Origin of the sequence: Proteus sp. fly-1013 (assembly GCF_040140245.1) — a bacterium.
In the GTDB taxonomy this organism is placed as follows: Bacteria; Pseudomonadota; Gammaproteobacteria; order Enterobacterales; family Enterobacteriaceae; genus Proteus; species Proteus mirabilis_B.
In genome coordinates, this window is sequence record NZ_JBEEWD010000002.1 from 81,981 (window position 1) to 96,194 (window position 14,214).

Sequence of the window (14,214 nt, forward strand, 5' to 3'; positions counted from 1 at the left end):
AGTAACGGCACAACAATAATACGTTAGTTCAGATAGTTTAAATTAAACCAAAAATAAAAAGAATCACCTTCCTCACAATGAGGTAAATAAAAGAAGTTTGCAGTAAAAAGTTAGTCTATATCAATAAACCTGTCTCCTAGCAGGTAACCTCACCAGGGTTAAAGTAGCAAAAACAAACAATAATAAAAAACTAAAAGGCGTTGTAATTGATATTACAGCGCCTTTTTCATTATTTAATTAACTAAATGCTCTAATACCATTGCGCCAGCCCCTTGAGATACGATTTCATAAGCGTGGCTTGCTGGATAAACTTCTGTTTTTATATTTGGGAAAAGTGCGAGTTTAGTTTCAATCGTTTTTTTAACCGTATCAAAAAACGTATATTTAGGTATTAATGTTCCACCACAAACCACAATATCAGGTTGGAGCATTAAAATCGTATTGGCAATAGCAAGCCCGTAGTAATAAGCGGCTTCTTCTAATGCATCAATACACAAAGGATCACGCATTTCAATTGCCTGAAAAATAGTGTGATAATTAATTTCATCATCAACACTAACAAGCGATGTTAATAAGGAGGTTTTTCCTCGCCTTATTTGATGAATAACGTTATTTTTTATAGCATCTAAAGAACAGAGTGTATTTAAACAACCGTAAGAGCCACATTCACATAATGGCCCTTTTACATCAATCGTCATATGACCAAAACAATTCATAGTCGCTGAAGTATCAGTTAAAAACTGATTGCCAATAATGGCACATCCTCTTACTTCGGTATCACAAGAAGTAAATAAAAATCGTTGTGTTTTTTGGCGGTAATATAAACGAAATTCAGCTAAAGCGGCAAAATGTACTCCGCTTCCTACAGTAACGTAAGTAGGAATTTTTTTACGTAATAACGTCTCTAATTCGCTGAACTCTTCATCAAGGGATTTTGAAGTCAATTGATGCTCAACAACATGCTCAATAGAAATTCCTAATCCTAAAATTTTTTCATAGCTGATTTTATTTTTTAATAACAAGGCATCAATTTTAGGTAATAGCTTATCTGTCATTTCATATGCAGATAAATAAGGCTCTGGCGATATTTTAATTTTATCCAGCATATTAAGTTTTAAGTCCATTAGCACAATGGTTGAATAGACTTTGCTTAATTCAATACCAATCAAAAACACCCCTTCTGTATTAATATTATACAAAATAGGTTTTCGTCCACCGGTTGATTCCCCTAATTCTGCAGTTGTAATTAATTGAAGCGCATTTAACTCGTCCAATAAACGAGCACAAGTCGCAGGCTTCATTTGTGCTAATTCGGTCAACGTTTCTGTTTTTATCGGTCCATTTTCTGCCACTAATTTGTAAAGGCTTTTTAGTTTCAATGCTTTTGAAGTCTTAGAAGACTGAAGTTCTTTTAAATTTTTCAATAGCATAACGATATCCTTTATTAAATTATTGAGAAGCAAAAAGAGGGATATCGCTATCTTACTGTAAAAAAAGCAATAGTTCCTTAATCAAAACAAACAACATGATCTTAATCTCAAAATGAGAAAAAGAAAGTTGTCCATTTTTGTTTATCAGGCAAAGTACTCTCAACCACTATTTAAAACGTAATGACGATTTACACAGGAGAGAGTCATGCATCAGGTTTCTGAAATTAATAAAGCAAAAGAATTTGTTCAATCTAAAACCACAGAAAAACCAACGATTGGGATCATTTTAGGCTCAGGTTTAGGCCCTTTTGCCGACACATTAGAAGATGCAGTACATATCCCGTATCACACCATTCCACACTTTGCAGCATCTGGAGCCGTGGGACATGCTAATGAATTAGTGATTGGTAAAATTGCAGGAAAAACAGTTGTTGCAATGAAAGGTCGTTTTCATTACTACGAAGGTGTATCACTTGATGAAGTCACCTTTCCTGTTCGTGTAATGAAAGCATTAGGTGTTGAAAAACTGATTATCACTAACGCATGTGGTGCCGTAAACACTGAATTTAATCCGGGCGACCTTATGCTAATTACGGATCACATTAACCTGACTGCAAATAACCCACTGATTGGGCCAAATAATCCTGAACTCGGCGTTCGTTTTCTGGATGTTAGTGAAGTTTATAACAAAGCAATGCGCCAAATCGTTCTTGATATTGCTAAAGAACAAGACATTACCTTACGTCAAGGTGTCTATGCATGGTGGACAGGTCCAACTTATGAAACACCAGCAGAGATCCGCATGATAAGAACATTAGGTGCAGATGCCGTAGGCATGTCAACCGTTCCTGAAGCACTGATAGCTCGCCATTCAGGTATTGATACCATTGGTATTTCATGCTTAACCAATATGGCTTGTGGCATTTTAGAACAACCTCTTAGTCATGATGAAGTCATTGAAACAGCAGAACGCGTAAAATCTACCTTCTTAAAGCTTATCAGTGAAGTGATCTCTCGCTTATAACTTTCTACCAATAAGAGAAAAAGTGGATCATAGATAGCTGCCTATGATCCACTTAAATCAATATCCCCAACAGTGGAGATTGTTATGGGTATAAAAATACAGCTCAAAGGCATGATGTTTATGCAATATTTTATCTGGGGAAGTTGGTTGATTACCCTAGGTGCATACATGATGCAAACATTAAACTTCACAGGGATTGAAGTTGGATTAGTTTATGGCTCTAAAGGTATTGCGGCTCTAATTATGCCTGGTTTATTAGGTATCATTGCCGATAAATTTATTCCTGCAAATCGCTTATATATTATTTGTCATCTTATTTGTGCTGTTGCTTTATTCTTTGCCGCTTCAGTGACAGATCCTTCGATTATGTTCTGGGTTATGTTTATTAATGCATTAGCATTTATGCCAACCATTGCACTTTCAAACTCCATTGGCTATTTTTGTTTAAATAAGCATAAATTAGATTCAGTTGCGCATTTCCCCCCTATTCGTGTATTTGGTACGATAGGCTTTATTGTTGCAATGTGGTGTGTCAGCTTATTTAGATTAGAGCTTAGCAATACTCAATTATATATTGCATCCGTTGCATCGCTTTGCTTAGCGCTCTATTCATTCTGTTTACCTAAAATTCCAACAGCACAGCATAAACAATCCACATCTTGGGCTTCTCGCTTAGGGTTAGATGCTTTTGTTTTATTTAAAAAACCAGTCATGGCAATCTTCTTTTTATTTGCGATGTTATTAGGTGCTGTACTTCAAATTACAAATACTTTCGGCAGCCCATTTATTCATGATTTTGCTAAAAATCCTGAGTTTGCAGATAGTTTAATTGTTCAATATCCATCAATTTTACTATCAGTATCACAAATGGCGGAAGTTGCCTTCATTCTAGCAATTCCTTTCTTCCTAAAACGTTTTGGCATTAAAAAAGTCATGCTAATAAGTATGATTGCATGGACTTTACGTTTTGGATTATTTGCATATGGCGATCCTTCTCCTTGGGGTTTTGTATTGCTGATGCTTTCGATGATTGTTTATGGCTGTGCATTTGATTTCTTTAATATTTCAGGCTCTATTTATATTGAAAATGAAGTTAAACCTGAAATAAGAGCCAGTGCTCAAGGACTCTTTATGACCATGGTAAATGGCGTTGGTGCATATGCGGGCTCTATTTTAAGTGGTATGGTTGTTGATCATTTTACTGTCAATGGTATGAAAGATTGGCAATCAATTTGGTTAATATTTGCATCATATACATTAATACTAGCAATTATCTTTGTGTTTGCTTTCAAGGAAAATAGAAAACTAGCGCACTGATAATCTTTATACATCACTTACTATCTTATATTAATGATAATAAATCGATAAAAAGGTTTATTATCATTTTTATTTATAATTAATTTTAAAATTTAATATATTTCGAAGAATTCCTTTTTTAAAGGCAAAAAAACCATTAACACATAATATATTAAAGAAAAATGGACTTTAAAAAAGGAAATGAAATGTCACAAAATAACCATTCACCAGAATTTATTACTGTCATCAATGTAATAAAAAATTACTCACCTTTTAAACGATGGAATAAGAAAAATAAAGACGATATATTTACAGAAATAACGTATAGCTTTCCCGATTGGAGTAGTTTGAGAGGTGACGAGTATAAAACAATCACTACGCTAAATAAGTATCAAGAAGAAATAGCTGAGAAAATATTACAACAATGGTCTGATATTACAAATATTAAATTTATAAAGAAAAACAATAAATACGACACCAATATAAAATTTGGTGTTTATAACAATGTGAATGAGATAACGAAAGACACCTCTCATTTAGTCACCGGTGTTGCTACTTTTCCAGATAACAATACAAATCCAAGTAAAAGAATAGAGAAAGTCATCGATTACAGTGATGGCGGACATGTTTGGATCAATATATCCTCGACTGTATGTATAAAAAAATTTAATAAAAAAGAAATGACATTAGAACAAAAAAATGAAGTTAATTTATTTAAAGAAAAGTCAGACAATATAAAATATTATTATTTAGAAACAAACTCACATATCACCTTATATAAAAACAGTAATGAAAATAGCCATATTAACAATCAACCTATAATATTATCCAAAGGAAATGGAGAAACTCAAACTTATATACATGAAACAGGGCATGCTCTTGGTCTACCTCATACCTTTAAATGGAATGACTATAATAATCCTGATGTTGAAGCTAATACTTTTAAATATACAGTGATGACATATCGATATCCCCAAATAGAAGAAGCTGATTTTGGAGGGCTTTACCCTATCTCTCCATTATTAATTGATATATATGTTATTCAGAAATTCTATGGGGTAAACGTAACGACTCGAACGGATGATACTATCTATGGTTTTGATTCTAATACGCAAAGAGACCATTATAGCTTAACTTCACCAGATGATGTCATGATCACCTGTATTTGGGATGCCGATGGTAATGATACTCTAAATTTTTATAAATATAACAAAAAGCAAAAAATAGATCTCAATGAAGGCGCTTTTTCTGATACTGGAGGGTTACGAGGTAATCTCTCTATCGCATATGGTGCCATCATTGAGAATGCTATTGGTGGTATTAATGATGATATTATTATTGGTAATAATGTTGATAATCATCTTTATGGTAATAACGGTAACGATATTATTTATGGTAATAATGGCAATGATATACTTCAAGGAGGGAAAGGCAATGATTGGCTTTATGGCGGCGAAGGTGATGACATTCTGTATGGCTCTGATGGCAATGATATTCTTTGGGATGACAATGGATGCAATCAACTTAGTGGAGGAAAAGGAAGGGATATATTTATATTAAGTCTTGGTCATAATAATAGCCATAATAAAATTATGGACTTTAATAAAAATGAAGATCTCCTGCTATTCTCTGATGAAGATGATCATATTTTTAATATTATCGATTTAATTAAAAATAAAAAAATCATTGTTTTTAATGACAATGAAAACGTAGAAAACACTACAAAAATATCCATTTCAGAAGAAATTAAATCTATAAACCATCTTCATACAATAGAACTTGTTGGTTATTTTTCTTTTGATGATATATTTAATAGCTAACACATAAAGTAAATAAAAATTAAAACAAGATTATGATATAACTTAGATCAATTAAATATAATATTTAAGTTATATCTTTTCCAACAAAAATAACGAAATAAAATAATAACAGAAAAAAAGATCCCACTAGGAAAGATAACTTTATTTTTATTAACTTAATTAAATTATTCTGACTTAAAACACACCTCACTTCACAATTATTTAAAAACATATTTTCCCCCTCTAGATTAATATCAATAAGTGGCTATCTTTATTATCGCTGGCGCTCGCCAGATAATTAAACTATTTTCAACATGAAAATAAACTTAACCTAAACTTGATATCCGGAGGATATTATGGGTTCTTCTTTATTAAAAAAAGCAGTAGGATTATCTAATGTTTCTGATTTATTAGATAAGAGTGGAATTTTTTATAATTTCTCAGCTAAGACTCTACCTTCTTTTGATTATGATACCGCAGGAAAACATATCGCACGTGAAGATTCCACATGGAATGGGAAATATGTTATCGGTCAAGCCGCAGAAGTAACGTATTCATTCCCAACTTGGGCAGGTAAAAAGTTTAATGATTTTGGTGATAAAAATCCCTATGGATTTAATTCAACACAGAAAGAACATGCAAGACAATCTTTAGATGCATGGTCTGATATCGCAAATATTAAATTTACAGAAGTAGGACCAAATGTGAAATCAGATATTACTTTTGGAAATATTACTGATCCATATGGCAAATTCCAAGCTTATGCAACATTACCAAATACCCATGATTATTATGGGCGTGATGTTTCAGGCCAAGCTTGGTTTAGTGATTATTATTATGCAGGTAATACAACGCCTGAATTAGGTAATTATGGTCGCTTAACTATTATCCATGAAATTGGTCATGCTCTCGGTTTAATGCACCCTGGAGATTATAACGCAGGGCAAAATGTACCGGGTTATTTAAAATCTGACTACGCTGAAGACAGTCGCCAATATACTGTTATGAGTTATTGGGAAGAATATGAGACAGGTGCGCATTTCCAAGGTGCTTATGCAGGCGCTCCTTTACTTCATGATATTTCAGCAATGCAATACCTCTATGGTGCAAATACAACAACCAGAACAGGTGATGATGTTTATGGTTTCAACTCAAACACGGGTATTGATTATTACACTGCAACAAGCAGTAACGATAAATTAATATTCTCTGTTTGGGATAGTGGTGGTAACGATACTTTTGACTTCTCAGGATATTATCAAGATCAAGTTATTGATTTACGCGAGGGTCATTTCTCTGATGTTGGCGGACTACAGAAAAACGTTTCTATTGCACAAGGCGTTACAATAGAAAATGCAATCGGTGGCTCTGGTAATGATATTATCTATGGAAATGATGCTGATAATATTCTCATCGGTGGCGGCGGTAACGACATACTGTATGGTGGCGGCGGCCAAGATACATTATGGGGTGGTACAGGTAGCAATACCTTTGTTTATAAAGAGATCTCTGACTCTTTAGTCTCTGCCGCTGACAAAATAATGGACTTCAAATCGGGTATTGATAAGATTGATTTATCAGAATTAATCGAAAATACCTTTAGCCATAAATTCCTTAATTTTGTTGATAATTTTACAGGTCGCTCAGGTGAAGCAACCATTAAATATGATCAATCAACAAACTCAAGTGAACTTGCTATTAATGCTTATGGTTATGGAAATAGCCCTGATTTCAAAATTGACATTGTAGGATTTGTTAATTACGAAACTGACTTTATTGTTTAAGTTGTCATTGGGTAGGAGAGAAGTATTTCTCCTACCTTTTTACCTATACGGAGCTATTTTTATATTTTTTTATTAAAAAAAAGATAGATTTATCGCTCCGTATAGATAGAAGAAATGCAGTAAATAGCAATAAACAGATAGGAATAAAATCAGGAATAACATTATGCCAGCAAGTAAACACAATAATGAAATAACAAATATTATAAAAAAGAGAAAGAAAGTATTTCTTTCCATTGGAATATTCACAGCCTTAATAAATATTTTAATGTTAGTTCCTTCCATTTATATGTTACAAGTTTATGATCGAGTCTTACCGTCAGGCAATGAAATGACTTTATTAATGCTAACGCTCATTATGTTAGCATTATTTATTTTTATGGGCGGATTGGAGTATTTAAGAAGCATTATTGTCATTAGAATGAGTAACAAACTTGATTTATCCTTAAACTCAAGAATTTATACTGCTGCATATCAAGCAAAATTGAATAAAACTCCCGGTATTAATTCCTCTTTAGCATTTAATGATTTAGTGACTATTAGGCAATTTATTACAAGTCATGCTATTTTTGCTTTTTTTGATTTACCTTGGTTCCCTATTTATCTTCTTGTTATTGCATTATTTAATCCATGGTTAGGATTATTTGCATTATGCGGTGCGCTCGTTTTATTTTCATTGGCAATTCTTAATGAGTATTTATCTCGATCATCATTAAAAAAGGCCAATGAGTTTGCTAATCAAGCACAAGTAATACAAGGTCATCATTTTGAACATCCACAGCCTATTGAAGCAATGGGAATGCTAGGTTATTTACGAAACCAATGGCAAATTGCTCACTTTAAATACCTACAAGCACAAACTCATGCAAGTGATAATGCAGCCGGTGTCAATGCAATAACAAAAGTCACTAGAATGGCACTGCAGTCCTTAATGTTAGGATTAGGCGGATGGTTAGCAATAGATAATACAATTAGCCCAGGAATGATGATTGCAGGATCAATACTATTAGGTCGTGCTTTAGCCCCGATTGAACAAGTTATTGGTGTATGGAAAAACTGGGATAGTAGTAAAGAAGCTTATAAAAGATTAACCACACTACTAAACGCGTATCCTGAAGAAAATAAAAAAATGGCCCTACCTGCCCCTAAAGGTGAATTAACGGTCAATATTAATCAAGCTCAATATCCTCAAACGGAACGTACTCTATTAAATAATATTCATTTTTCACTCAGCCCGGGTGATGTACTTGGTGTTATTGGCCCTAGTGCTTCAGGAAAATCCTCTTTAGCTAAATTTATTGTTGGCATATGGGAAGTTAAAACGGGTGCCATACGCCTTGATAATGCAGATATATATCAATGGAATAAAAGTGAAGTTGGTCAATATATTGGATACCTTCCCCAAGAAATCGCTCTTTTTCCCGGTACAATTGCCGAAAATATTGCTCGTTTTTCTGAGATAGATCCTCAAAAAGTCACTCAAGCTGCAATGATGGCAAATGTTCACGAGATGATTTTACGTTTTCCTGATGGATATGAAACCGTTATTGGTGCTCATGGTGAAGGATTATCAGGTGGGCAACGACAACGTATAGCGTTAGCACGCGCATTATATGGCAACCCTACACTGGTTGTTTTAGATGAGCCAAATTCTAATTTAGATGATTTGGGCATTAAAGCGTTAATGCAAGCAATTCAAATGCTTAAACAAAATAAAAAGACCGTTATATTAATTACGCATCAAAAACAATTACTCTCAGTGACCAATAAACTCTTAGTTCTTTTCGATGGTCACACTAAATTATTTGGCTCTACGACAGCCGTTATTGCTGAATTAAATAACTCATCAGCAATAAAGAGTACGCCAACGCCAGCAACCACACCTATTACTCAAAGCAATATTTAATATTGAGAAAACTATTATGATCACAAAAAAAAATGAAATCGATATCGTTCATGGCATTTCAGATGATCCTAGGAAATTCTTAATAATAGGATGGTCAGTTATTCTTTTAGGTCTTACTATTTTTATTTTTTGGGCAGCCTTTGCCCCCTTAGATAAAGGGGTATCAGCGAAAGGAAATGTTTCAATTTCAGGTAATAAAAAAAGTGTTCAAGCTTCAGTAGAAGGTATTATTACTGATATTTTAGTAAAGAATGGCGATAATGTAACCGAAGGTCAAACACTTATTCAATTAAGCCCTATTCAATCAAAAGCTTTAGTAAAATCCCTATCAGAACAATATGATAATTTACTTATTACTCAACAACGCTTATATGCTCAATTAAATGAAAAAACAGAGTTCACCTTAGATCCTAATGAAAAATATTATTCTCCTTCAGAGAATTTAAATAAATTATCACTACTTCAAAACAAGTTACTTAATGAAAAATATATAGAATTGCATAGTGAAATAAATGGCTATAACGCTATTATTGATGGAGTTTCTAATCGTTTAGTTCATTTAAAAAGATCCACACAAAATAAACAGCATCAAATTAATAGTTTACAAAATCAAATCAAAGATTTATACACACTTGCTAATGAAGGCTATATTCCTCGCCATCGTTATCAAGAAATTGAGCGTGAACTCGCTGAAAATAATAACCATCTTAATGATACATTTGGACAAATAAGTACATTAGAAAAACAAAAGTTGGAATATGAGCAAAAAATATTGCAACGCAATGCTAATTTTTACCAATCAGCACGTACTGAGCTTAATCAAGTTCAATTACAAATGAGTGAAACAGAAAAACAACTTATCATCGAAATAGATAAACTAAAAAAGATGCAAATTACTGCCCCTATTTCGGGAATAGTAATGGATTTATCTGTTTTTACCCAAGGTGGTGTTGTAAGAACAGGTCAAACATTAATGGAAGTTGTTCCTCAAGATCATCAATTAATTATTGAGGCACGTTTAGCCCCTCACCTTATTGATAAAGTCACCCTTGGTCTTCCTGTTGATTTAATGTTTAGTGCATTCAATCAAAATACAACACCTAAAATTCCTGGAGAGGTAACATTAATTTCAGCGGATAGACTTATTGATGAAAGGACAACAGAACCTTATTACCAAGTTTTTATTAATGTTAAAGATAATACTCTTCTTACAGAAAACAAAAATAAATTAAAAGCAGGAATGCCGGTTGATGTATTTATTAATACAGGCGATCGCTCATTACTAAATTATCTCTTTAAACCTGTTTTAGATAGGATCCATACTTCATTGACGGAAGAATAATGATGCGAATAAAAAAACTCTCTGCCATTATATTTATATGGATGCTAAGTTTTCACGCTTTTGCCATCAGTTTGTCTGATCTCTATTTCTTAGCAGTAAAAAATGATCCTACTTTTAATGCTGCGATTAAAGAACAGGTTGCGGGGAAAGAATATGAAAATATTGGACTATCTCAATTACTCCCAAGCGTACATGTAAACTATCAAAACAACCCACGAAATTGGCAACGAAAAGTTTATCCTATTAATACGAATCAAGGAGAAATGGAACGCACTGAATACCAAAATTATCAAAGCCATTCTGTCAGTGCCATTATTAGCCAACCACTCTTTGATTACACCGCTTTTAGTGATTACAAATCATCAGTAATAAAAACATTATTATCTGACAGTCGTTATCAAGTGAAGTTTTCCGAACTTGTTATAAGATTAGTGGATAATTATATAGAATTGGCTTACGCACAAGATAAATTATTATTGAATCTTTCACAGCAAGAGATTTATAAAAAACAACTAACATCAAGTCAGCGTTTATTCGAGTTAGGCGAAGGAACAAAAACAGATATCTCAGAGATCCAAACACGATTATATTTAACTCAATCTCAATATACAGATATTCAGCTTGAGTTAGATAATGCTAAAAATAAACTAAGCTCAATGATTGGTACATCACTACCTTATGCAGAGCATATAGCAAAATTAAGCAATAATCGTTTTATATTACAACCTATCACACCCAATAATTACGAGTCATGGGAAAACGAAGCTATGCAAAGCAATCTCAATATCCAAACGGCTCGTTATGAAATGGCAATAGCAAAACAAGAAGTAGAAAAAAATAGAGGTGAATTTTTCCCAACAGTACAACTCTATGCTTCTTATTCTAATAGCGATTCCGATAGCAATAATACCGTAAATCAGAAATATCAATCAGCGAACGTTGGTTTTTATGTCAGTTTACCTCTATTTAATGGTGGAAAAACAACAGCTTCAATGCGCCAATCTACTGCACTATATCAAATGAGCGCTTTTGAAAGAGATGCAATTATCCAGCAAATTAGACAAGAACTACGTCATCAATACCAAATATGCACAACGAGTAATATTAAATTGAATGCCTATGAGCAATCTGTTTCTTCTGCTAAATTGCAATTAGATGCAACTCAAAAAAGTTATATTGGCGGACAAAGAACAATGGTCGATGTTCTTAATGCCGAAGAATTATTATATCGTGCTCAACAAGATTTAATTAAAGCTAAATATGATTATATTCAGGCTTGGACATTATTACATCAATATACTAATACATTAGATATTGAGAAAATAAAATTAATTGAAGGCTATTTTCAATAGAATTGCTAAATTTTTTAATAAGAAATATTAATGTAATTATAAAAGTCCTAGATCATGGATAGAAATAGGACTTTTAATTATAAGCAACTGTTGATTACTTATTTTAGCTAGCGGGTATCATCACTTCTTTTTAGTACCGTACAACATTAATACACGGTGAGTAAGAGCAATTGATGCTAGACCGATAAAACATTCAGCTAGGAAAATCAGCATAAATTACCCCCATTCATAAGTACATTTTGTTTGGGCGGGGGTTCTGATAAAGTAAAGTGACTTGTCATATAGTGCTTAGCTAACTCCGATTTAATGGACACGTTTTAAACCTACCATTAAAACTAAAAAGAGCAAAATATATTTCTCAACAAAATCCATTTCTGGGCTTTGATCACATAAAAACAACACAAAAAATCAAATCTATGTCATTTTAAAGCTAAAGTTAAATTTACTTTTCTTTGATAACCATCTTTTGAAAAATAAAAATAGACTTTTAAATCAGTTAATTAAAGAAAACGAATGTTAAATTACCCTGTTTTTCTACAATAGGTTTTACCTTTAATTGACTTATCACTGATAATATTTCTTTTCGCTCAGGTCGAACTAAAACAATCGCAAGCCCTTGATAGTTATTCTCTTCAATTAAGTTAACTAACTGGTTAAGATCATAATATTTATTTTGCACATCAGGATATGCCAGACCGTAAGCAAGCTCCCCCTTCGTCTCTGTTAAACGAATATCAGTGCGTTTTAATCCCCACGCTAAGGACGTTCCGATCCCGATTTCATCGGTTAAAATATAAGGCTTATCGGCTAGCTCACTATAATAGTGATTAATTGCTTTTTCAGGGGTACTTTTGCTTTCTATTTTATGAGGAATGGCATACCCAATTGCTAGACTTAATCCTATCGAGCAAAACAGAGTCAGTAAACGTGTGGGTTTAAAGAATGACGCAATTCCCATCACACTCCAAAATAAGAAGCCCACAATACCCAGCAGCGCTTTATATTGCTCATTTGTTTCATATAACGTAAATCGTGTAGAGAACAGCGAATAAACAATAATAGAAACACCAACAAGCCCAAAAACCGTGTTTATGGTCGCATTAATATTATGAATTTTTTCATTTTGTTTATTTTTTAGCTCTTCTATGTAATGTGCAATCAAGATAGAGAGTGGCACAAAACAAGGTAACATATAGGTTAATAACTTACCGCTGGAAGCGGAAAAGAATGCAAAAAATAGGAATAACCAAAACGAAAAATAAAGCGTTCCCTTTTTCAAGAAAATAGCCGATTTAAGAGCACCAAATAAAAACCCTAACCACGGCAAAATACCCAAAATAACAATAGGTAAATAAAACCACATAGGTTGCGATCTTGCTGAATCCTTTTCAACAAAGCGTTGAACGTGTTCAATCCAAAAGAAGTAGTGCCAATAATCAGGGGCTTGAAGTGCAACGGAAATCACCCAAGGGCCTGCAATAACAAGCATAGAGATAAGCGCTATTGGCGCATAACAAAGGACTTCTTTAAAACGAGATAAGCTAATTGCGGTTACAATAAAAACTAATGCAGGTAATACAACAGCAATAAAACCTTTAGTTAAAAAACCTAATCCACAGAAAACACCGACTAAAATATAAGCACCGGTTTTTGACTTTCTATTTTGTGCAGATAATCCACTTAAGAAGTAATACATCGCAATAGTGACAAACATTGTCACTATTGGATCAAGAATATTGTAGGTACCAATTGCTAACACAAGAAATGAAGATAAAAAGACAACTAGCGCATTAAACGCCAAAGCACGGTTATGCCAAACGAGCATAGCAGCACGATAAACAAATAAGCCAGTTAATAAGGTTGAAGTCACAACAACAATACGAACAGAAAAATTACCGCCACCAAATAACCATTGTGCAATACTGTTTAACCAATACCCCAATACTGGTTTTTCAAAATAGCGAACATCCAGCATGTAAGGTACAGACCAGTTACCTGATACCAGCATTTCTCGGCTAATTTCAGCATAGCGGATCTCATCTGGTTGCCAGAGTAGTCGCGTTTCAAGAGGAATTAAATAAGTTAAAAATATAAAAATAAAAAGTAGAAACCATTTATATCTTTCTACAAAATCAACACGCATATATTCCCCGTTAAAATAAAACAATATCATCTTATACGAACTACTCACTTAGAATAGCTATCCTATAAAAGATTCAATTATTATTTATTAAATTATAATTAATTAATAACTTGCTTTATTTTTAACCAACCGAAATGATAC

Annotated in this window: 9 protein-coding genes; 7 read left to right on the forward strand and 2 right to left on the reverse strand. The window is 33.2% G+C overall.

Going from position 1 to position 14,214, the window contains the following annotated elements; translation table 11 throughout:
* Positions 1-233: 233 nt before the first annotated feature.
* Positions 234-1,430 (reverse strand): ROK family protein, encoded by a 1,197-nt coding sequence (locus tag ABN236_RS04330; protein ID WP_349473450.1) that lies wholly within the window; start codon positions 1,428-1,430, stop codon positions 234-236.
* Between the two features lie 205 nt (positions 1,431-1,635).
* Between ABN236_RS04330 and ABN236_RS04335 the strand changes: the two genes are divergently transcribed.
* From ABN236_RS04335 to ABN236_RS04365, 7 genes are all read left to right on the forward strand, one after another.
* Positions 1,636-2,454: a purine-nucleoside phosphorylase gene (locus tag ABN236_RS04335; protein ID WP_088493535.1), complete on the forward strand. Its 819-nt coding sequence runs from the start codon at positions 1,636-1,638 to the stop codon at positions 2,452-2,454.
* A gap of 84 nt (positions 2,455-2,538) precedes the next feature.
* Positions 2,539-3,771, forward strand: coding sequence for a nucleoside permease (locus tag ABN236_RS04340; protein ID WP_088493536.1), 1,233 nt, complete (start codon positions 2,539-2,541; stop codon positions 3,769-3,771).
* 185 nt (positions 3,772-3,956) lie between these two features.
* A complete protein-coding gene (locus ABN236_RS04345; RefSeq protein ID WP_349473451.1) occupies positions 3,957-5,570 on the forward strand; it encodes a M10 family metallopeptidase C-terminal domain-containing protein in 1,614 nt (537 codons plus the stop codon).
* A 335-nt stretch (positions 5,571-5,905) separates the two neighbouring features.
* Positions 5,906-7,333 (forward strand): ZapA family metalloprotease, encoded by a 1,428-nt coding sequence (zapA, locus tag ABN236_RS04350; protein WP_349473452.1) that lies wholly within the window; start codon positions 5,906-5,908, stop codon positions 7,331-7,333.
* 163 nt (positions 7,334-7,496) lie between these two features.
* The gene (locus ABN236_RS04355) at positions 7,497-9,236 is read left to right on the forward strand and encodes a type I secretion system permease/ATPase (protein WP_349473453.1); all 1,740 of its coding nucleotides are present in this window, start codon (positions 7,497-7,499) and stop codon (positions 9,234-9,236) included.
* A 16-nt stretch (positions 9,237-9,252) separates the two neighbouring features.
* A complete protein-coding gene (locus ABN236_RS04360) occupies positions 9,253-10,578 on the forward strand; it encodes an HlyD family type I secretion periplasmic adaptor subunit (RefSeq protein WP_349473454.1) in 1,326 nt (441 codons plus the stop codon).
* Entirely contained in the window at positions 10,578-11,930 is a 1,353-nt protein-coding gene (locus tag ABN236_RS04365; RefSeq protein WP_349473455.1) for a TolC family outer membrane protein, read from the forward strand. Before ABN236_RS04360 ends, ABN236_RS04365 begins: the two co-directional genes overlap by 1 nt.
* 496 nt (positions 11,931-12,426) lie before the next feature.
* Here the strand turns inward: ABN236_RS04365 and arnT are convergent, their stop codons facing one another.
* Positions 12,427-14,073: a lipid IV(A) 4-amino-4-deoxy-L-arabinosyltransferase gene (arnT, locus tag ABN236_RS04370; protein WP_349473456.1), complete on the reverse strand. Its 1,647-nt coding sequence runs from the start codon at positions 14,071-14,073 to the stop codon at positions 12,427-12,429.
* Between the last annotated feature and the right edge of the window lie 141 nt (positions 14,074-14,214).

Bases quoted from the DNA above. Each gene is read 5' to 3' on its own strand.
- ABN236_RS04330 (WP_349473450.1), bottom strand. From the start codon at position 1,430: ATGCTATTGAAAAATTTAAAAGAACTTCAGTCTTCTAAGACTTCAAAA.
- ABN236_RS04335 (WP_088493535.1), top strand. From the start codon at position 1,636: ATGCATCAGGTTTCTGAAATTAATAAAGCAAAAGAATTTGTTCAATCT.
- ABN236_RS04340 (WP_088493536.1), top strand. From the start codon at position 2,539: ATGGGTATAAAAATACAGCTCAAAGGCATGATGTTTATGCAATATTTT.
- ABN236_RS04345 (WP_349473451.1), top strand. From the start codon at position 3,957: ATGTCACAAAATAACCATTCACCAGAATTTATTACTGTCATCAATGTA.
- zapA (WP_349473452.1), top strand. From the start codon at position 5,906: ATGGGTTCTTCTTTATTAAAAAAAGCAGTAGGATTATCTAATGTTTCT.
- ABN236_RS04355 (WP_349473453.1), top strand. From the start codon at position 7,497: ATGCCAGCAAGTAAACACAATAATGAAATAACAAATATTATAAAAAAG.
- ABN236_RS04360 (WP_349473454.1), top strand. From the start codon at position 9,253: ATGATCACAAAAAAAAATGAAATCGATATCGTTCATGGCATTTCAGAT.
- ABN236_RS04365 (WP_349473455.1), top strand. From the start codon at position 10,578: ATGATGCGAATAAAAAAACTCTCTGCCATTATATTTATATGGATGCTA.
- arnT (WP_349473456.1), bottom strand. From the start codon at position 14,073: ATGCGTGTTGATTTTGTAGAAAGATATAAATGGTTTCTACTTTTTATT.